This is a genomic window from Acinetobacter sp. YH12097, assembly GCF_013419225.1.
Lineage (GTDB): Bacteria > Pseudomonadota > Gammaproteobacteria > Pseudomonadales > Moraxellaceae > Acinetobacter > Acinetobacter amyesii.
In genome coordinates this window covers 1-19,062 of record NZ_VPAN01000049.1, presented here as the reverse complement: position 1 = coordinate 19,062, position 19,062 = coordinate 1, and the positions used below count along the sequence as shown (strand labels likewise).

At 41.3% G+C, this 19,062-nt stretch carries 21 protein-coding genes; 12 read left to right on the top strand and 9 right to left on the bottom strand.

Translation table 11 applies throughout. The annotated features are described in order from the left end of the window. Positions 1–253: 253 nt before the first annotated feature. Positions 254–877, bottom strand: coding sequence for a LysE family translocator (locus FTU37_RS14860; protein WP_180007513.1), 624 nt, complete (start codon positions 875–877; stop codon positions 254–256). Positions 878–1,048: 171 nt separating this feature from the next. On the opposite strand from FTU37_RS14860, the gene FTU37_RS14855 reads away from it, so the two are divergent. Further along, positions 1,049–1,507: a DIP1984 family protein gene (locus tag FTU37_RS14855; RefSeq protein ID WP_168378581.1), complete on the top strand. Its 459-nt coding sequence runs from the start codon at positions 1,049–1,051 to the stop codon at positions 1,505–1,507. A gap of 236 nt (positions 1,508–1,743) precedes the next feature. On the opposite strand, the gene FTU37_RS14850 is transcribed toward FTU37_RS14855, so the two are convergent. Then, positions 1,744–1,947 carry an NF038215 family lipoprotein gene (locus FTU37_RS14850; protein WP_078191077.1) on the bottom strand — a complete coding sequence of 68 codons (204 nt, stop codon included), beginning with the start codon at positions 1,945–1,947 and terminating at the stop codon, positions 1,744–1,746. 307 nt (positions 1,948–2,254) lie between these two features. On the opposite strand from FTU37_RS14850, the gene FTU37_RS14845 reads away from it, so the two are divergent. From FTU37_RS14845 to FTU37_RS14825, 5 genes are all read left to right on the top strand, one after another. Next, entirely contained in the window at positions 2,255–2,803 is a 549-nt protein-coding gene (locus FTU37_RS14845) for a TetR/AcrR family transcriptional regulator (RefSeq protein WP_180007512.1), read from the top strand. Positions 2,804–2,809: 6 nt separating this feature from the next. Continuing rightward, on the top strand, positions 2,810–4,459 hold the full coding sequence (locus FTU37_RS14840; RefSeq protein ID WP_078192276.1) for an MFS transporter: 1,650 nt from the start codon (positions 2,810–2,812) through the stop codon (positions 4,457–4,459). A 62-nt stretch (positions 4,460–4,521) separates the two neighbouring features. Beyond that, positions 4,522–5,640, top strand: a complete 1,119-nt coding sequence (locus FTU37_RS14835) for an HlyD family secretion protein (protein WP_180124582.1) — start codon at positions 4,522–4,524, stop codon at positions 5,638–5,640. A gap of 147 nt (positions 5,641–5,787) precedes the next feature. After that, positions 5,788–6,678 carry a 1-aminocyclopropane-1-carboxylate deaminase/D-cysteine desulfhydrase gene (locus FTU37_RS14830; RefSeq protein WP_180124581.1) on the top strand — a complete coding sequence of 297 codons (891 nt, stop codon included), beginning with the start codon at positions 5,788–5,790 and terminating at the stop codon, positions 6,676–6,678. Positions 6,679–6,711: 33 nt separating this feature from the next. After that, positions 6,712–7,911, top strand: coding sequence for an NAD(P)/FAD-dependent oxidoreductase (locus FTU37_RS14825; RefSeq protein WP_180064031.1), 1,200 nt, complete (start codon positions 6,712–6,714; stop codon positions 7,909–7,911). 379 nt (positions 7,912–8,290) lie between these two features. Here FTU37_RS14825 and FTU37_RS14820 read toward each other — a convergent pair whose 3' ends face one another. From FTU37_RS14820 to FTU37_RS14810, 3 genes are all read right to left on the bottom strand, one after another. Then, the gene (locus FTU37_RS14820; protein ID WP_180124580.1) at positions 8,291–8,473 is read right to left on the bottom strand and encodes a hypothetical protein; all 183 of its coding nucleotides are present in this window, start codon (positions 8,471–8,473) and stop codon (positions 8,291–8,293) included. Between the two features lie 69 nt (positions 8,474–8,542). Beyond that, positions 8,543–10,306, bottom strand: coding sequence for a mechanosensitive ion channel (locus FTU37_RS14815; RefSeq protein ID WP_180124579.1), 1,764 nt, complete (start codon positions 10,304–10,306; stop codon positions 8,543–8,545). A gap of 274 nt (positions 10,307–10,580) precedes the next feature. Further along, positions 10,581–10,859 carry a hypothetical protein gene (locus tag FTU37_RS14810; protein ID WP_078191085.1) on the bottom strand — a complete coding sequence of 93 codons (279 nt, stop codon included), beginning with the start codon at positions 10,857–10,859 and terminating at the stop codon, positions 10,581–10,583. 348 nt (positions 10,860–11,207) lie between these two features. On the opposite strand from FTU37_RS14810, the gene FTU37_RS14805 reads away from it, so the two are divergent. The 5 genes from FTU37_RS14805 to FTU37_RS14785 all read left to right on the top strand — a co-directional run bounded on the left by FTU37_RS14805 (position 11,208) and on the right by FTU37_RS14785 (position 15,152). Further along, positions 11,208–11,630 carry a hypothetical protein gene (locus tag FTU37_RS14805; protein ID WP_180124583.1) on the top strand — a complete coding sequence of 141 codons (423 nt, stop codon included), beginning with the start codon at positions 11,208–11,210 and terminating at the stop codon, positions 11,628–11,630. A 337-nt stretch (positions 11,631–11,967) separates the two neighbouring features. Then, positions 11,968–12,915 carry a transporter substrate-binding domain-containing protein gene (locus FTU37_RS14800; protein ID WP_180064028.1) on the top strand — a complete coding sequence of 316 codons (948 nt, stop codon included), beginning with the start codon at positions 11,968–11,970 and terminating at the stop codon, positions 12,913–12,915. A gap of 70 nt (positions 12,916–12,985) precedes the next feature. Next, entirely contained in the window at positions 12,986–13,729 is a 744-nt protein-coding gene (locus FTU37_RS14795) for an amino acid ABC transporter permease (protein WP_078191087.1), read from the top strand. Next, complete coding sequence (locus FTU37_RS14790; RefSeq protein ID WP_168378570.1) at positions 13,729–14,412, top strand: ABC transporter permease subunit; 684 nt, start codon at positions 13,729–13,731, stop codon at positions 14,410–14,412. Before FTU37_RS14795 ends, FTU37_RS14790 begins: the two co-directional genes overlap by 1 nt. After that, positions 14,409–15,152 (top strand): amino acid ABC transporter ATP-binding protein, encoded by a 744-nt coding sequence (locus tag FTU37_RS14785; RefSeq protein ID WP_078191089.1) that lies wholly within the window; start codon positions 14,409–14,411, stop codon positions 15,150–15,152. Before FTU37_RS14790 ends, FTU37_RS14785 begins: the two co-directional genes overlap by 4 nt. Before the next feature lie 68 nt (positions 15,153–15,220). Here FTU37_RS14785 and FTU37_RS14780 read toward each other — a convergent pair whose 3' ends face one another. After that, positions 15,221–15,982, bottom strand: coding sequence for a ferredoxin--NADP reductase (locus FTU37_RS14780; protein ID WP_180009858.1), 762 nt, complete (start codon positions 15,980–15,982; stop codon positions 15,221–15,223). An 85-nt stretch (positions 15,983–16,067) separates the two neighbouring features. Between FTU37_RS14780 and gigC the strand changes: the two genes are divergently transcribed. Continuing rightward, positions 16,068–16,952: a LysR family transcriptional regulator GigC gene (gene gigC / locus FTU37_RS14775; protein ID WP_078191091.1), complete on the top strand. Its 885-nt coding sequence runs from the start codon at positions 16,068–16,070 to the stop codon at positions 16,950–16,952. 29 nt (positions 16,953–16,981) lie between these two features. Here gigC and FTU37_RS14770 read toward each other — a convergent pair whose 3' ends face one another. The 3 genes from FTU37_RS14770 to upp all read right to left on the bottom strand — a co-directional run bounded on the left by FTU37_RS14770 (position 16,982) and on the right by upp (position 18,846). Then, a complete protein-coding gene (locus FTU37_RS14770; protein ID WP_180124578.1) occupies positions 16,982–17,734 on the bottom strand; it encodes a cold shock domain-containing protein in 753 nt (250 codons plus the stop codon). Between the two features lie 97 nt (positions 17,735–17,831). Next, the gene (locus FTU37_RS14765; protein ID WP_168378567.1) at positions 17,832–18,125 is read right to left on the bottom strand and encodes a cold shock domain-containing protein; all 294 of its coding nucleotides are present in this window, start codon (positions 18,123–18,125) and stop codon (positions 17,832–17,834) included. Positions 18,126–18,210: 85 nt separating this feature from the next. Continuing rightward, positions 18,211–18,846 carry a uracil phosphoribosyltransferase gene (upp, locus tag FTU37_RS14760; protein WP_180009325.1) on the bottom strand — a complete coding sequence of 212 codons (636 nt, stop codon included), beginning with the start codon at positions 18,844–18,846 and terminating at the stop codon, positions 18,211–18,213. Between the last annotated feature and the right edge of the window lie 216 nt (positions 18,847–19,062).

Sequence of the window (19,062 nt, the reverse complement as noted above, 5' to 3'; positions counted from 1 at the left end):
AATTAATTTGATGGCTTCAGCTTTAAATTCTGTGGTGTAAGTCTTGTGTTTCTTGCTCATGGTAAACTCCTGATGAGTGTGTTTAGTTTACCAAGTTAAAACCTCCTGTTTTTTCAGCACACATCAATCACCTCTCCGCTTACGAAGCAGTGCTTCTCATCTCCTAAAAGGAGAGGGAATTCATTGTAAATTTAAATATAAACCCAATAAAAAAGCCTCTATCAAAGAGGCTTTTTTAGAGAGCTAAGTTCAATCACTTCATTCCAAAAATCAGCTTTAACCCAAGCACTGTCATCACTGCCCCTGCTGCCCGATCAAAACCCGCTTTAAACTTCAAATACACTTTTCGTGGTTTTTCTGCTGACAAAGCCACAGCGACCAATGAACACCACCCTGCATCGATAAAGAAACACAAAACTGGCAGTACAAAGTAGAAATAAGTCGGAATCTCTTTCGGTAAAAGTGCCGTAAAAATACTGGCTAACACAATTGCAATTTTAGGATTCGACAACTGGGTAATTAAACCAGTGGTAAATGCACGACGGAGTGACATTTCCGAACTGCTCGCATCGCCTGCTTCGATGGGTTCTTTGGCATGTTTTATAATTTTAAATGCCATCCAAAGCAGATATAAACCACCACAAATTTTTAAAGCCAAATAAGCAGAAGGTACAGCCAATAAAAATGCCTGCAAACCCAATACCGCTAATAGCCCAAATATTGCAGCGCCTAAACCTGTACCAAGCGCGGTAAATAAACCGTGTTTACGTGAAATCGCAATGGAATTCTTCGCCACATAAATTGACGTTGGCCCCGGGCTCATTGCACCAAGTAATAGTGCTGCCGCAATCGAGCCTAATATCCAAAATGATTCCACTGTCACACCGTTTTCACTTAAATTCGTGGCAATTTTACAGATAGAATCTCTGAATTTCTCCCTATAATTTGCAGTGTTTATTTTAATTGACCAAATTTTTCACTATAAATAACTTGAATACCGCATTAATCCATCGCATGATCGCTAAAAGTACAAATTAATATCAAGACAATGAAATTAGCCGAAGCCCTACTTTTACGCAGTGACTTACAAACTAAATTGGCCTCGCTGCAACAACGAATCAATAACAACGTGCTCATTCAAGAAGGTGATGCACCCAGCGAAGAACCAAATGCTTTAATTCAAGAAGCATTTGCTGTAAATACAGAACTTTATGGCTTAATTGAAAAGATTCACGCCACCAACGCACAGGCTAAAACCAGTTCAGGACGCTGCATGCTTTCGGTCCTCAATGAACGTGATTTATTGACCCAACAGCATCGTATCTTGCAACAAGCGATTGACAGCTCACGCCGTGAAAATGGTCGTTATAGCTCAAGTGAAATCCGTTGGATTAAAACCATTGCAGTGGCAGATTTACAGAAACAAGCCGATAGCATTAGTCAGCAACTTAGACAAAATAACTTAGAAATTCAGGCATCCAATTGGCAAATAGACCTAATAGATTGACCTGATTTAATCAATTGAACCGCGGTTCATTCCAGTTCGGGCATACTGGGCGAGTACAGAGCCTTTTTAAATGTTTGTAAGGCTTTAATCCAACAAACTAAACTGCAGAAGTAAGACGTCTACTTCAAAATGTTCACACATGTGACGTAGCACACTGCATCTGTGACTCTTTACATGTCACGTCTCACTACCGTGTACTGACAGTATGTCCACCCTATTTTTGACGGATCTATCTGCTAGTCGTCATCCGCAGCGGCTTCATTGAGTGCAACATCCTCACGGGGTAATTTATAGTCATGGTCATTTACAGGGACACCACCAATGATCATGGTGCGATGTTCGTTTTGAGGACGATGCAATTCGTCAGTCGTATCACAACCCACCATCCAAAAACTGCACAGGCACAGCATAGGCAGCACAGCCCGACTTAATTTGCTCATTGGATGCCCTCCATTTTTATAATTATCTTGCTTATAAATTCAGCATAGCATTTTTGTGCAGATATTCACCTTATTTATCTGCCGATTTAGGGTCAATTGTCAGGAATTATGTCTCGGCGGTCTTTCCAATGCGGATGCAGATTGATGCCGATAGAAAAATATTTTCTTTTTAAAATAAATAATTTATTCATTTTCTTATAACCACATAGAAGACAAGTTACAAAACTGCTATCGAATACGATTTTACTTCGGACACTTTTGTCCGTTTAATAGCTAGATAAATTTAGAATGATGATGTCAAAGAATAATGTCCACACGTCAACAACTCGCTGCGCAAAACCGAGAAGTGCTTTTAGAAGCTGCGATTGAGGTATTCCGTATTCACGGGATCAATGCGCCTTTACAACTCATCATCAATCAGGCTCAAGTTGGACGTGCGACGTTTTATCGTAATTTTAATGACCGTCGTGAGTTGGTACTCGCCTTAATGCAAGCTGCCTTGAACCGACTTGAACAGCGTGCGCTTAATTATGCACAGTTCGATGATGGATTTATTCGCCTCATTCAAGACCATATTTATAATATTCCCTATCTCACGGCTTTAATGGAATATTGGCGTGTGATCGATCGGGATGATCCTGCCATGGTTGAAATATACCAACGACGTGATGCCATTTTGCAACCGATGATTGATCAGGCCATTCAAAATGGTCGCTGCCGAGCAGACTTTAAACCGGCAGACTATGCCATGGTCACCTCCATTTTACGTGCAGCTTTGCAAGGCCATACCGAGGCAGATCAGGAAAAACTCGCCAAACGTGCCGTGGAATTTTTACTACATGGTATTTGCGGGTAACACGTCATGTCCAAATCACCGCGTTTATTGGAACCTGCTCCGGATTGGACACCCGAAGAAAAACCGACTTTGCCCGGCTCTCCGGCTGCCATTGCACATCCCACCTATAAGCGTTTTTTATACTTCTTTATCGGTTTATTTGTTGCGATCTCGGGGAGTTTAAGTAATGGATTTATCACGGCAAATTTACCCCTTCTACAAGGTGAATATGGATTAACGCCTTCAGAAGCGGCATGGATCCCTGCGGCATTTGTTATGGCCAATGTCAGCTCTAACCTGATCTTATTTAAAGCCCGCCAACAATATGGACTTAGGCTATTTTCAGAAATTGGCTTGGTATTATTTATCGCGGTGATGGTGCTGCATTTATTTGTCCATACCTATGAAATGGCAATTTTTGCACGGGTGATCAGTGGCTTACTTGCAGCTCCACTCAGTTCGCTTGGGATGTATTACATCATGCAAGCCTTTAAACGTGCTCATTTTGGTCGTGGGCTTTATCTAGCTTTAGGCTTTCAGCAGTTGGGGATACCGCTGGCATGGATCATGTCGCCCTATCTGGTCGATGTAAATGATTGGTCTATTTTTTACACCTTTGAATTAGGTCTAGCCTTATGTTGTTTGGCGATGGTGGTCTCTCTAAAACTGCCACGCAGTCTACGTATCGAAGTGTTTGAAAAGCAAGATTTATTCACCTTTGCATTATTGGCACCCGGCTTTGCGTTGCTATGTATCGTGTTGACTCAAGGCCCGATTCTTTGGTGGTTTGAAGCTGAATGGTTGGCCTATTTACTCATCGCCGCTTTGATTCTTTTAGTTGTTGGTCTGACCTATGAACATTTTCGGGTCAACCCCCTTATTGTCACACGCTGGCTCGGAACATCGTCTACCGTGAGTTTTATTATTGGTGCCTTTGCCATTCGCTTTCTCATGTCTGAACAAAGCTATGCGGCAGTGAATTTTTTGAAAACCATGGGCATGGGACCCGACCAATTCGTTTCTTTTTATACCGTCGTGCTGATTGGGATTGTCTTAGGCACAGTGTTTAGTGCCCTGACCTTTTCCAAAGAAAAAATTGTGCTTCATCTGCTCGGTGCAGCAGGTCTCGTGCTCTTTGCCTGTGCACTGGATTACCACCTGACCAGTGATGTACGACCGCATGATTTTTATTGGAGTCAGTTTTTGGTGGGCTTTGCTAGTGGCATGTTTATTGGCCCACTTTTGCTTACAGGCATTGTCAGTGCTTTACAAAAAGGCCCATCTCACATGGTGACGTTTATCGTGCTATTTTCTGCAACGCAAACCTTTGGGGGACTCGTCGGTTCATCATTCTTTTCGACCTATCAGCAAATGCGTACCCAAACCTATCAGGCACAGATTTATAATGATTTATCGCAAACCTCCCCTATAGTCGAACAGCGCCTACAACAATTGGCGCAAAGTGCGCATCAATATTCTTTAGACCCTAATTTAGATCAACAACAAGCCATACGTAGCCTTAATCAAACCATCACTCGAGAAGCCCAAGTTCGAGCCTATAACGATGTGATTTTTTTAAATGGCATATTCGCCGTTTTATTGTTGCTTTGGGGTTTATTGCTGATGGGCAAAAATAAATATCAATTACGCCAACAGCAACGCACGGATAGTAGTTAAAATTTTCCCGACTTAAACAACATAAGCAACCGCCAAATGACCTAATTGATATTGAGAACAACATGACCGAAGACCATAAACCCACTGAGCAAGCAGCACCACAGCAACCACAAACAGCAACCGCTATGCCTGCGCCATCGAGCAAGCTTATTTCTACGCCGCAGCGTACCCTGGTTTTCATGTTGATCATCCTCTTGTTGGGAATTGCACTGATCTTATGGGCGTGGCGGATTGGTCCATTTCATAACAGTATCGAGTCGACTGAAAATAGCTATGTCAAAGGCAAAACCACGGTGCTTTCATCACAAATTAATGGTTATGTGAAAGATGTTTTGGTGACGGATTTTGATCATGTGAAAAAAGGTCAAGTGCTTATGCATATCGATGCAACGACCTATGATCAAAAAGTCACACAGGCTGAATCTGGGGTGGAACAAGCACAGAACTCACTTGCCAATCAAAGCCAGGCCATTGAACAACGCAGAGCAGATATTACGGCAGCCGAAGCGAAAGTGGACCAATCACGTGCGGCTTATGAATTAGCTCTTGCACAAATGACGCGCTACCAACAACTCGGCAATACTGGCGCTGCATCGAAATCAGAACAAGATAAAGCCACTGCAGACGCTAAAAATAGTTTGGCCCAACTTCATCAAGCAGAAGCCAATTTGCTGGTTGCCAAAGAATCATTCAAAACTGCACAAGTTGCAGCGACAGGGCTTAAAGCGCAAGTGAATAGTGCCAAAGCACAATTTGATCAGGCAGTGACCACTAAAGACTACAGCACGATTGTGGCACCTATGGATGGTCAGCTTGGCGAAGTCAGCCCGCGTATTGGTCAATATGTTGCGGCAGGCTCTCAACTGATGTATTTAATTCCACAGCAGCGCTGGGTGACTGCTAACTTTAAAGAAACGCAAATTGCAGATATGCATATTGGTCAAAAAGCGTGGTTCAGCGTCGATGGCATGAAACATCAAAAATTTTACGGCAAAGTTGAGCAAATCTCCCCTGCGGCTGGTTCTGAATTTAGTGTATTGAAACCTGACAATGCCACAGGAAATTTCACCAAAGTCGTGCAACGCATTGCCGTGAAAATTGCGATTGATCCCAATCAACAAGGTTTGGAAAACTTAAGACCCGGTATGTCTGTCGTCACCTCCGTAGATGTTGCTAGTTAGTTGATGTTGATAGTTAGCGGACGCTGGCAGTGAAGTACTATAAGCAAAGTTGAACAATACAAGATGTAAAGGATTTCATCTTCTGCACCTCCCGTTTTACAATGCCTACCTATTTGACCTCCAACCACCAAGATAACGATTACCAACATGTTTGAATCTATCGCCCACGCCATTCCTGAGCAGACTATTCAATATCAAGGGGTTGATTTGTGTATTAAGCGTTTGGACTTGGTACACCCACAAATATCAGGCAATAAATTTTATAAACTCAAATATAATTTTATTGAGGCGCAGAAATTAGGGTTTAAACAGGTGCTTAGCTTTGGCGGTGCTTATTCAAATCACATTGCAGCCACTGCATATGCTGCACATTTATTTGGATTCGGCAGTTTAGGCATCATCCGTGGGGAGGAATTACAACATCAAGCCCGAAATCCTACTTTAGCTACCGCCGAACAGTTTGGTATGCAGCTCAATTTTGTCACACGCCAACAGTATCGGGAAATGAAACAAGTAGACGCTTTAGCGCAATTACGACAGGAATATCCCGAACATTATGTCATTCCTGAAGGTGGAACCAATGCATTGGCTATCCGTGGCTGTACGGAAATATTAAGTCATGAAAATCAACAAAATTTTGATCTCATCTGCTGTGCCGTCGGTACAGGTGGAACCATAACGGGCTTGATCGAAGCCAGTGCGGAACATCAACATGTCCTTGGTTTTTCTGCGCTCAAAGGAAATTTTCTTTGCGATGATGTTGCTCAGTTGACGCAGAAAACCAATTGGAGCATCAGTGATGAATTTTGCTGTGGCGGCTATGCCAAAACAACGCCGGAACTTTTACAGTTTATGCATGACTTTGAACAACGCTATGCGATTCCATTAGAACAGGTTTATACGGCTAAAATGCTGCGAGGTATTTTCTGCATGATTGAGCGGGGTCAGATTACAAACCATCAACGTGTTTTAGTGATCCATACTGGTGGCCTACAAGGTCGCTTGAAAGGTTCAACCGAAGCGCTAAAAAGCGTATAATCCTGCGTCCTTTCTTCCACGCGGAAACCTACCATGTCGCAAAATCAATATGATGTCCTTGTTTTAGGTGCTGGTGCATCAGGCTTAATGACGGCATATAAAGCGGCGCAGCGTGGACGCAAAGTTTTGGTGGTTGAAAAAGCCAATAAAGTTGGCAAAAAAATCCTAATGTCTGGCGGTGGTAAATGCAATTTCACCAATTTGTATGTCGAACCAGAAAATTATATTTCACATAATCCGCACTTTGTTATTTCAGCATTAACTCGCTATACCAACTGGGACTTTATTGGTATGGTCTGCGAATATGGCATTGAGTACGAAGAGCGCAAACATGGGCAGTTATTTACCCAAAATGGTGCAAAAGAAATTCTCGCCATGCTATTGGCAGAATGTGACAAAACAGGCTTGGTGGATATTAAAACCAACTGTGAAGTAAAAGCAGTCAATGCCTTGCCAGAACAAGGCTTTCAAGTGGCAACCAATCTAGGCTATTTTGAAGCAGAATCGGTGGTTATTGCCAGTGGCGGTCTTTCTATTCCTACTTTAGGTGGTTCAGGAATTGGCTATGAGATTGCCAAACAATTTGGTCATTCTGTCTACCCCACTCGCGCTGGCTTAGTACCCTTCACTTTCTCCGATAGTTTTAAAGAAGTCACCACACGCTTGAGCGGCAATGCTGTTGAAGCCACGTTATCGAATGAGTTAAACAGTTTTACTGAGGCTCTACTCTTTACTCACCGTGGTTTAAGTGGCCCAAGCTCATTGCAGCTTTCAAACTACTGGGATGTCGGCCAACGCTTTAATATCAATTTCCTTCCAACTTTAGATGTTTTAGATTTCCTCAAATCTAAAAAATCCAGTCAACCCAAAGTGTTACTGCGTACACTGTTCAATGAACACTTACCGAAAAGTGTGGTTGTGGAATTACAAAATCTGATTTGGCCTGAACAAGCTGAATTAGCCATTGGCAATATCAGTGATGAAAAACTGGAACTCATTGCAAGCCGTTTAGAAAGCTTTGAAGTGAAGCCATCAGGCACTGAAGGTTACCGTACTGCTGAAGTTACACTCGGTGGTGTGGATACCACTGAAGTCTCATCAAAAACCATGGAAAGTAAAAAACAGAAAGGTTTGTACTTTATTGGCGAAGTACTTGATGTAACAGGTCATTTAGGTGGATACAACTTCCAATGGGCATGGGCTTCTGCGCATGCAGCTTCTGAATACGTCTGATCTCGACATAGAATTAATTAAATATAACCTGCAGAAGATCTCTGCATAAAAAAAGGGCTGATTCATTCAGCCCTTTTTCTTGCCCGATCTGACTTATTCAAGATAGTCGGTTTTAAATAATGATACTGACGACGACGAAGTTCGTTGAATTGTCAGATCCATTTTTTCAACGGCAACTGAAATATGTTGTGGTTGCACGCTTGCGGTTTGTTTGAGTGTCGATACTAAAGTATTGAGCATTGAAATTACCCCCATTTTGCCATTCCTTTGCACGGATCATAAGTGTCATTCATGACAGCAATATGAATCCTAAGTTTTTATATTTTAAGTAATATTCTATATATCACTATTACTTAAAATACCAATTTTCGAGTAAATTTCAATCATTATTTTTGGACTGATTGGTATAATTTTTTTCACTTTTTGGCGGTGATTGTTCTGCCTGCTCCAAATTAGTGCGTTTTGGTTTTGCAAAAATAAAGCGTCGTGCGCTTGCCAAAAAACCCACCGTGATCCCTGCAATAATCACTGGGGCTAAAAATTTATTCGGTACTTTTGCCATACAATATTCCTTATAAAGCATTAAAATCGACCACTTAAGCGTGGCCGATTTTTTTAAAGACAGAATAGTTTAATTTGGATCATCTGGTTTTGGCGGGGTTAAAGGTGCCGAATTTTCAGCCTCGCCTGTCGATCCAAATGGATTATTTTGTGGTTGATCACTTGGTTTTACATCCAACTGATCTGGCGTCGCGGTTTCTTTTTCACTGACACCGGGAGCAGCCTGTTGAATGTTTGGATAGCCATCATCGGTTTTCACTTCAGAAGTCATCACAGATGTTGATGGCGTTGGACTCGCTGTAGACGATGTAGGCGTATTAAAGGTGGTTTTTGCCTTCGCCTGTTCCTGTACTGGATTCGGTTCGTTGGCTTCACGTTTTGCTTTATCAATAAGATCTGATAACAATCGTTCCGCCGGATTGCGACCACCTAAACCAAAGGCCAAAGCGAAAGCAACTGCAACCGCACCGAGAGTTAAACCAAAGGCCAAATTCACGATCGAGTCGGCAATACCCATGGCACGCAAGCCCATGGCTACAACCAAGCCCATAATCAGCACACGGACCAAATTACCTAACCAACGTGAACTGTTATATTCCCCTCGTTGCACCACATTTGCCACAATATTGGCAAGCCAGAAACCCACCACCAAGATTACAGCACCAAGTAAAATACTTGCACCGAACTGGATAAACATAGCAATAAGGGCACTGATTTGCTCAAAGCCTAAACGGTTAGCAGCTTCAGATACCGCAAACAACATTGTGAAAAATACAATGAGGCAACCGACAACATCCGACACTTTGGTTTTGCCCAAAAAGCGTTGAATGTCTAATTTTTCTGGTACAGCATCGACACCAGTACTCGAGATCACATCCACAACTAGACGCGCTACAAAGCGTGACACCACATAGGCCAAGATTAAGATTAAACCTGCGGCAATGATGTTCGGTATCGCATACATGATCTCATGTAACATGGCTGTTGCAGGCTGAGAAATCGCCTCGATGCCAAGTGCTTCGAAAGCCACAATTAATGCCGTGATGATGACTATAGCAAAGACGAAATTACCCAAAACTTGAGCAAGTTTTGCGTTTTTAAACATGCCCACTTTTTCGACTTGCTGCTGCAGGCTTAAACTGTTCACCAAGCCTTCCACGATGCCTCGCACAATCTTCGCCAAAATATAACCCACAAAGACGATAACACCTGCAATAAAGATATTGGGAAGATAAGAAACAACTTCAGTGACCATATTTTGGATTGGGAACAAGAGACCATTCAAACCCAAGATCGATAAAACAATCGGTAGGAAAAGTAACAAGATTAGCCAATAAACTATTTCACTGATATTTTGACTGATTGGGCTGACGCCAACCTCAGAACTAAGTTTTTCATCGAGTTGGGTTTTATCAAGCAGTTTCTTTGAACCGACTTTGACCAAACTCGCCACGATCCAACCAATAAAACCTACAGCTACCGCAGCCAAGAGCTGTGGAATAAATAACAAGAACTGCTGAATCATATTACTGAATGGGCCACTGACACTGGTCAAATTCAGCACATTGAGCGCACCAATGACGGCAATGATCAAAATAATCCAGAACACTACTCTGGAGACTATATTTTCAACATTGGAACGATGCCCAGTTGCATTTGAAAGTTTTTGATTTGTACCTAATTGTTGCAGAACTTTTTTGACGCCAGCAGCAATCAATAAAGCAATGACCCAACCAATCAGGAGAATTGCTACTGCACTTAAAATGGGGTGAAACTGTTCCCAATAATACATGGCATCAAAACGGCCACGCGGACCACCCAGATAATCATTCATACGTTCGCCCTCATTGTTATACATGATCTGTTGTTATGTGCATTTTTACGTATGCCGCGATATCACACAGCATTGGTGCTTTAAACTTGAGCTTTCTTTTCCACCTTAGTTTTTGCGTATTTTTTAATCAACCAAAGTATGCATAACTCCAACAAAAGCTCACAATTGAATGTAAAAAAGCCTTGGCATAACCAAGACTTTATTTGTGTCATTCTGATGAGATGCTTAAGGTTCAGATCTTGCAATCATGTAAATCTGACTCATGTATTTATCATCAATGATCTGTCGCAGTTGCAGTATTTGAATCATTGGCAACAGCTTCATCCCCCGCTGTACCGCTAGTCGTATCATTGGCAGTTGCAGTTTGTGCATTCGGTGCAGGATGATCAGGTGGTGCATCCGAAGCAGACGGTTTCATATCTGCAAACATATAAAACAATAACGCGATTAAGAAGATACCCACTAAAATTAGCATATACACTGGGATACGTTTTTTTTGTGTTGTTTCTTCTGCGCTGGTGGTATGGGGCGGTTTATTAAAATCGTGTGTCATATTCCCCTCGCTATTTTGTTGTTCGTCGTTCACTTTTTATACTAACAATACAATATCCTTTGTTGTGTGAAGAACAATTACAATCCGTGAAAACATGTAACTTGAAAGATCAGTTCAATTTACATCCGTCTTGCTGTTTAAATAGATGACTGATTTTTAGATTTAAAATCAATCGCTAAGGTAAAAATATCGGAGCATGAAATGAATGTACCATTTCAATCGTATTCATTTTCAGAGTATCAAGTGTTGCAAAAATAAATGCTTTTTTGAGCTAGATGGAATTCTCTGCTTTTGATGAATGAAATGAGCTATAATCATGCACCTTATTTTTCACCTGTTATCAAATCTATGGCGTACCATCAACAAGGTGTAACGCTTGATCTTGACACTGACGTCACTCATCAATGTTCCCTTCATTACACTCGTGATCAGCATCTTATTGGCATTATTGAATTTAGTAAGCCAAGTTATGTGTTGAAATGGGGTGATTTGGAATATTTCCGCCGACGTACTGAAGAGTTTTCAGTGATGCCATTCCCTGAATGCATCAATGCGATGGTGATTGATATTCGAAATATTGCGGTTTTTTTAGATAATGAAGTGCCTATTATTCCTTGGCGCTTGCTCGAAGAAGAATGCCCGATTCGCTTAGTTGTTCCCCAAGATCGACTGGAGCATTATGCTGGCTTTTTTGAACCGACTTGGTTGACTTCCGACGTAGACACAGCGATTCAAGAAATTCGTGAATTTATGGATATGTTTGTGCATTAACACGGAGATTAAACTAAAGTTTAATCCCGAAAACCTCCATTTGGAGGTTTTTTTATGCCCTTTTATTTTCATTATCTATTTCACAATAAATATAATTCATTTAATATTCAATAGCTTATAACAAATTTACTTATAAAAAATCTTCATAACTTATCCCATTTCTTAGTAACAATTCGGCAATAAATTTTGCTTGAGCCTTGTTCGATTTATCACCTAAGATGTAGAAAATGATCTCTTTTTTATTGTTGAAACATTCTTAAAAACAGAGCAATAAAACTAAATACGTAACAAGATCATAAAAAGTGGATATTAAATCAGGGTAAAAGGAGTTTTAACGATGACGTCAAAAAAACATTTAGCAACTTTGTTCTGTGCAAGTGCGCTCACTTTAGGGCTTAGCGCATGTAGTGACAATAAAGCACCTACAACGGATAAAGCTGCAGGAAGTGAAGCTGCTGTTTCTGACTCAGGGACTTTAGATAAGATCAAAAAATCGGGCACGATTGTTTTAGGCTATCGCGATTCATCGATTCCATTTTCATATATCGCAGATAATCCAAACCAACCTGTGGGTTATGCGCATGATCTTCAATTAAAAGTAGTTGAAGCAGTAAAAAAACAATTAAATCTTCCCGATTTAAAAATCCGTTATAACTTAGTGACCAGCCAAAACCGAATTCCATTAGTTTCTAATGGCACCGTCGACTTAGAGTGTGGTTCAACCACCAACAATAAAGAACGCCAACAACAAGTTGATTTCTCAACAGGTTTCTTTGAAGTGGGTTCACGCTTACTTACTGCAAAAAACTCTGGGATTAAAGACTTCGCTGACCTTAAAGGTAAAAAATTAGTCACCACGGCAGGAACTACATCTGAGCGTTATATTCGTCAACATGAAAAAGAGTTAGGTATTGGTGAAGTCATTTCTGCCAAAGACCACGCTGAGTCTTTCCTCATGCTACAAAATGGTCGTGCAGCGGCATTTATGATGGATGATATTTTGCTGGCGGGTGAAAAATCGAAAGCCAAAGATCCAAATAAATGGGAAATCGTGGGTACAGCACCGATTCAAGAAATTTATGGTTGTATGCTACGTAAAGGCGATATTGGCTTTAAACAAGTGGTTGATGATGCAATCAAAGCGACCTATAGCTCTGGTGAAATCAATGACATGTATAAAAAATGGTTCCAAACGCCAATTCCACCAAAAAATATCAATTTGAATTTCCCGATGTCTGATCAATTAAAAGCATTGATTAGCAATCCACATGACCGTGACGAATAACTTTCCCTAAACATTCTAAAGATGCTTAAGCCAAACGGATTTTGGCTTAAGCTCATTATAGGGAGTTCCTATGAATTATAGCTGGAATTGGGGTGTGCTGTTCCAATCTACTGGTGTAGGTGATTCGACCTACCTGAATTGGATTTTAATTGGAATCGGCTGGCTGTTTGTCATCGCTTTGGTGGCATGGAGCATTGCGATGGTGCTCGGCAGCATCTTGGGTATTATGCGTACCCTACCGAGTCCTGTAGCACGAGGTATTGGTACTGCCTACGTGACTATTTTCCGAAATGTACCCTTATTGATTCAACTGTTTATTTGGTTCTATGTTGTACCTAACTTCCTCCCTGCTGCGATTAAAAGCTGGTGGATGAATGACCTTGGGGCAAATACGACCGCCCTAATTTCTGCAAGTGTCGGCTTGGGTCTATTTACAGCTGCACGGGTCTGTGAGCAAGTCAGGACAGGTATTGAAGCGCTTCCTTTGGGGCAAACCAATGCAGGTTATGCCATGGGATTTAGCACGGCTCAACTTTACCGCTATGTGATCTTACCGCAGTCATTCCGCACGATTTTGCCACCCCTCAGCTCTGAGTTGACCAACTGTGTCAAAAACACCTCAGTTGCGTCTTTGGTCGGTGTTGCAGAAATCATTTCACAGATGAAAACCATCAGTGAATACACGCAAAACACCATCGAAATTTATACCTACGTCACCATTATTTTCATCGTGATCAACATCTGTTTAATTGGTTTCATGAATTTTCTGGAAAAACGCCTACGCGTTCCTGGCTTAATTGCAGGAGATAAATAATGGAATGGCTCAGTTCTTTTATTCAAGACCTCCAAGCGTCTGGCCCTGCACTATGGCATGGTTTCAGCATCACGCTAAAAGTGGTGATCACGGCAACCATTGGTGGTGTCTTTATTGGGACTTTATTGGCGTTGATGCGCCTGTCCTCGATTAAAGTATTTAATATTTTTGCTAAAGGCTATGTGAACCTTTTTCGTTCTATTCCTTTGCTCTTGGTGCTGATGTGGTTCTACTTTGCCGTACCCTTTATCTACACAGGGATCACCGGTAACTATCTGACGATTGATACTGCCCTCGTTTCGAGTATCGTGGCCTTCATGCTATTTGAAGCGGCTTACTTTTCAGAGATTGTCCGTGCCGGGATTCAATCAATTCCTAAAGGTCAAACTTCTGCAGCTTATGCTCTCGGTATGAGTTATAGCCAAGCAATGCGCTTAATTATTTTGCCGCAATCTTTTCGCAAAATGACGCCACTTCTCTTACAACAAACCATCATTCTGTTCCAAGATTCAACCATGGTTTATGCCATCGGACTGTTAGACTTTTTCCGCACCAACTATGTTCGAGGCGACCTTATGTCATTGTTAACTCAATACATTCTGTTTGCTGGTTTGGTGTATTTCACTATTAGTATGATCGCTACCTATGCAGTTAAAAAATTACAACGGAGGTTAAGTGTATGACCGATCAAAAAACGATGATTGACCTCCAAAATGTCAGTAAATGGTATAAAGATTTTCAAGTGCTTACCGATTGCACGACTCAAATTAAACAAGGTGAAGTGGTTGTCGTGTGTGGACCTTCAGGTTCAGGCAAATCAACGCTCATTAAAACCGTCAATGGACTTGAGCCTTTTCAAGCCGGTACGATTTTAGTCGACGGTATTTCCATTAATGACCCAAAAACCGATTTAAATAAATTGCGTAGTCGTGTCGGTATGGTGTTCCAGCACTTTGAATTGTTTCCACATTTATCCATTACCGAAAACCTGACCATTGCGCAGGTTAAAGTCTTGGGTCGATCAGAAGCCGAAGCCAAGAAAAAAGGCTTGGCTTATTTAGATCGTGTGGGTTTGAGTGCGCATGCCGCTAAATTTCCTGCACAGTTATCAGGTGGACAGCAACAACGTGTTGCCATTGCACGTGCGCTCAGTATGGACCCGATTGCCATGCTGTTTGATGAACCAACTTCGGCACTTGATCCAGAGATGATTAACGAAGTGCTTGATGTAATGGTGGGTCTTGCCAAAGAAGGTATGACCATGATGTGTGTAACCCATGAGATGGGCTTTGCGCGTCAGGTTGCGGACCGTGTGATCTTTATGGATCAAGGAAAAATTGTGGAAGACTGCAGCAAAGATGATTTCTTTAATGCCCCTCGTGGTGAACGAGCGCAGCAGTTCTTAAATAAAATTCTGCATTAACATCAAAACGTATTTAGTTTTCAAAAATAAAAAAAGCTCATCCATCGATGAGCTTTTTTCATGGCACCTTACCAATAGTTTTCTACAGCAATATTACCTTCACCACGGCGGTTCATGGTCAAACCACGCGCCTTTAATGCTGCCTTGGTGTCATCAACCATTTGTGGATTACCACACAACATGACATGCGTCGTTTCCACATTAAACGCTAAGCCCGCCGCCTGTTCTAGCTCGCCATTTTCAATTAAAACTGGTAAACGATCATGCAGCGGTGCATTTGGATCACGTGTCACAATAGGTATAAATTTAAAACCCGTATGCCCTTCACCAAAGGTCTCGGCGATTTCTTGAATACGCTCGATATAAGCCAATTCTGATACGGTACGCACACTGTAGACTAGATTAATTTTTTCGTATTTAGACCACGTTTCAAAGTCTTGTAGCATTGATAAAAATGGTGCAAGACCCGTTCCTGTCCCCAACAGCCATAAGTCCTTCGGCAATGGCAACTGATAACGTGCCAAGGTAAGGAAGCCATAAGGGACTTTTTCTAAATACAGCTCATCACCCATTTGTAGATGCTGTAAATTCGAGGTAAACGCACCATCTGGAACGACGATAGAGAAAAATTCTAAAGTTTCATCAAAGGGTGACGACACCACAGAATAGGCACGAACCACCAATTCATCGCCCACTTTCAAGCCGATTCGTGCGAACTGACCAGCGGTAAATTTAAAATGCGCAGGACGTGTCATGGTAAAACTGAACAAAGTATTGGTCCAACGGTGTACAGATAAAACCTTTTCTAAGCTAAATTTTTCAATTGACATGATTTGAACGTGGCGTGACAGACTGTGCTCATGTTAGCATGACAGCATAATTTATTAATATTTTTTAAATGTTAAGGCCTGATTCATGCGCATGACTTTACGCCAGTTGGCTGTTTTTGTAGCAGTCGCTCAAGAAGGTACCGTTACCAAAGCCAGTGATGCTGTCAAACTTACTCAAAGTGCAGCAAGTATGGCATTGGCAGACCTCGAAGATGGTCTCGGTGCTCCACTGTTTGACCGACTTGGTAAACGCTTGCAATTGAATGACTTGGGTCGTTTTTTATTGCCACAAGCTTTGGAAATTTTAGGGCGCTGTGAAGCTTTTGAACAAGCAGCGAAAGGCGAACTACAAAGTATTGATCTGCGTTTGGGTGCGACCCTAACCATCAGTGACTACTTGATGCCAGACCTCATGGCAGATTTCCTACAAATTCAGCCTCAAGCACATTTACAACTTCAAGTCGGCAATACCCGCCAAATGATTGAAGCGGTAAACCAATTTCAGTTGGATTTGGCCTTAATTGAAGGTTCATGTCATCTGCCACAGCTGCAATGTATTCACTGGCGTGACGATGAACTTGCTGTGTGCTGTTCACCTGAGCACCCTTTAGCGAAGCTGGATCGTGCACTCACTGCGGCTGACTTTGATAACGTAGAATGGATCTTACGTGAAGAAGGTTCAGGCACACGTGAAGTATTTGATAACGCAATTTTAAAAGACCTGCCAGATGCCAATATTCGTTTAACCTTGGGTCATAACGAAGCCATTCTAAAAATCGTGGCAGGTGGTCTTGGTATGTCATGTATTTCTAAACTGGCAATTGAGCCTTTACGTGAAAAAGGTCAATTGGTGGTTTTAGATACGCCGTTCTGGCAACTTGCCCGTCCATTATTCATGTTGGTACATCGTCAGAAATACCAAGGACCGGGTCTCAAAGCCTTTATGCAATTTTGTGAAAAATCTGTCTAAATAAAAAAGCGCCTACTGGCGCTTTTTTATTATTTATTAAATTGTCGTTCGCAAGGTATTCCGTCGTTGTTTCCGTCCATTTTTGTGCCTGGACAATGTTGAAGAAAATAGACCGCTTCTTCATAAGATTTCATCTGACTACAATGTGTACGCCCATCACAACTAAACTGAGATTTCTCTGCTGCCCTTGGCGAATCACTTGAAGCATGAGCTAGCACAGTGTCTCGAACAACTGACTGAGCTTGCGTTGAAGCGGTTCCGTATAGATTTTTTTCACCTTGCTCAGACAGCACCCGATCGGGTAAATCCCCCTGAGCTTTACGTTGTTCTTTTACGATGTTTTCATTTTCTTGCATGAGCTGTTGTAAATGTAGCTGCTTCTGTTCTTGGTACTGCTGATATTTCCCATAAACAGCCACAGCTAATACCACAATTACAATGAGTCCAATCATGCTGAAGATTTTACTGCCCCAAACTGTGCCTTTGGCTATATCGTGACGAGTAACTTGATCGTTCACTCGATCTGTCATTGATTCAAATGACGGATTTATCTGTTCATGAGTGGACTGCTCTTTTTTCAAATCTAAACGGATGATATTTACAGCTTTAAATTTACCTTGATCTTCTTCAATCCTGTATTTAAGATTTTCTCCAACACGTGGTTCGATGTGTCGGCTAGGAAAATCACGAATATGAAAAAATAAATCCTTTGCTTGATCTTGTTGTATAAATCCAAAGCCGCGCTCAACGTTATAGCTTTTGATTTTCCCCTCTTTAAACATAAAAATTGTCTATCATCTTTTCTTTTAATGCTCTTATGATAATAAAAAAAGAGGCCCTATAGACCTCTTTCGATTTCAAAGAAATCTTAAAATTACATTATTTACGCAAATTTGAAAGCAATGCTGAAGTAATCGACTGGTTATTTGCCACGACTTTAGATTTTTTAGCTTTTGCAGATTTGTCTTCTTCACGCTCAATGTTAATGGCCTTATAACGATCACCATTTTCCACCACATTAAATTTCACGCGATCATTACGTTTTGGTTCGACACCATCTGCGGGAAAGTCAGAGATATGGAAAAATACATCACCTTCTTCGCATGAAAGAAAGCCAAAGCCCTTTTCAGGATTGTACTGTTTAACTTTACCTTTATATTGTTCGGACTTCATAAAGTACCCTATTCCATTTATGCCAATGTCTTTAGTATATAAAAAAGAGGCTATAAAAGCCCCTTTTCTGTTCATGATGCAAAAATTATTCTTTTTGAACTGAACCGAAAATTTTATCGCCTGCATCGCCAAGACCAGGAACGATATAACCGTTTTCATTTAAACCTTGGTCTACAGATGCTGTATAAATGGTCACATCTGGGTGAGCTTCATTCACACGTTTAATGCCTTCTGGAGCTGCTACAAGCACCATGACACGAATATCTTTACAACCACTGGCTTTTAGAACGTCAATAGCAGCGACGAGCGATGAACCTGTTGCAAGCATTGGGTCAATAATCATGGCTAAACGGTTTTGTACGTCTGGTACTAATTTTTTGTAGTAAGTACGCGCTTCTAAAGTTTCTTCGTCACGCTCTAAACCCAATACAGATACTTTTGCACTTGGAATCAGGTTTAAGAAACCATCCAACATACCAATACCTGCACGTAAAATCGGTACGACTGTTATTTTTTTACCGGCAATACGATCTACAGTTACTTTACCATTCCAACCATCAATTTCATGATCGACCATTGGTAAATCTTTCGTTGCTTCATAAGTCAGAAGCATAGTCACTTCTTGAGCAAGCTCACGGAAGTTTTTAGTACTAATATCTGCACGACGAAGTAAGCCGAGTTTATGTCGAATAAGCGGATGACGGATTTCATGGATAGCCACGGGAGAACACCTAAAAGGTTAAGATAAAATTTCAACCATTATAAAGCTATTTAACAAATGATAAAAATAAAAAAGCCCCCTTTACAGGATAATGCCAGTCAGTTAAGCAAATTTTAGTAAAATGTAGTAAAAATGAGTGTATGTAAATACGCTCATTTTTTTATGTCTTTATCTGAACATTTAGAATCCACTCTTGAACATTCTCTCCCATCACTC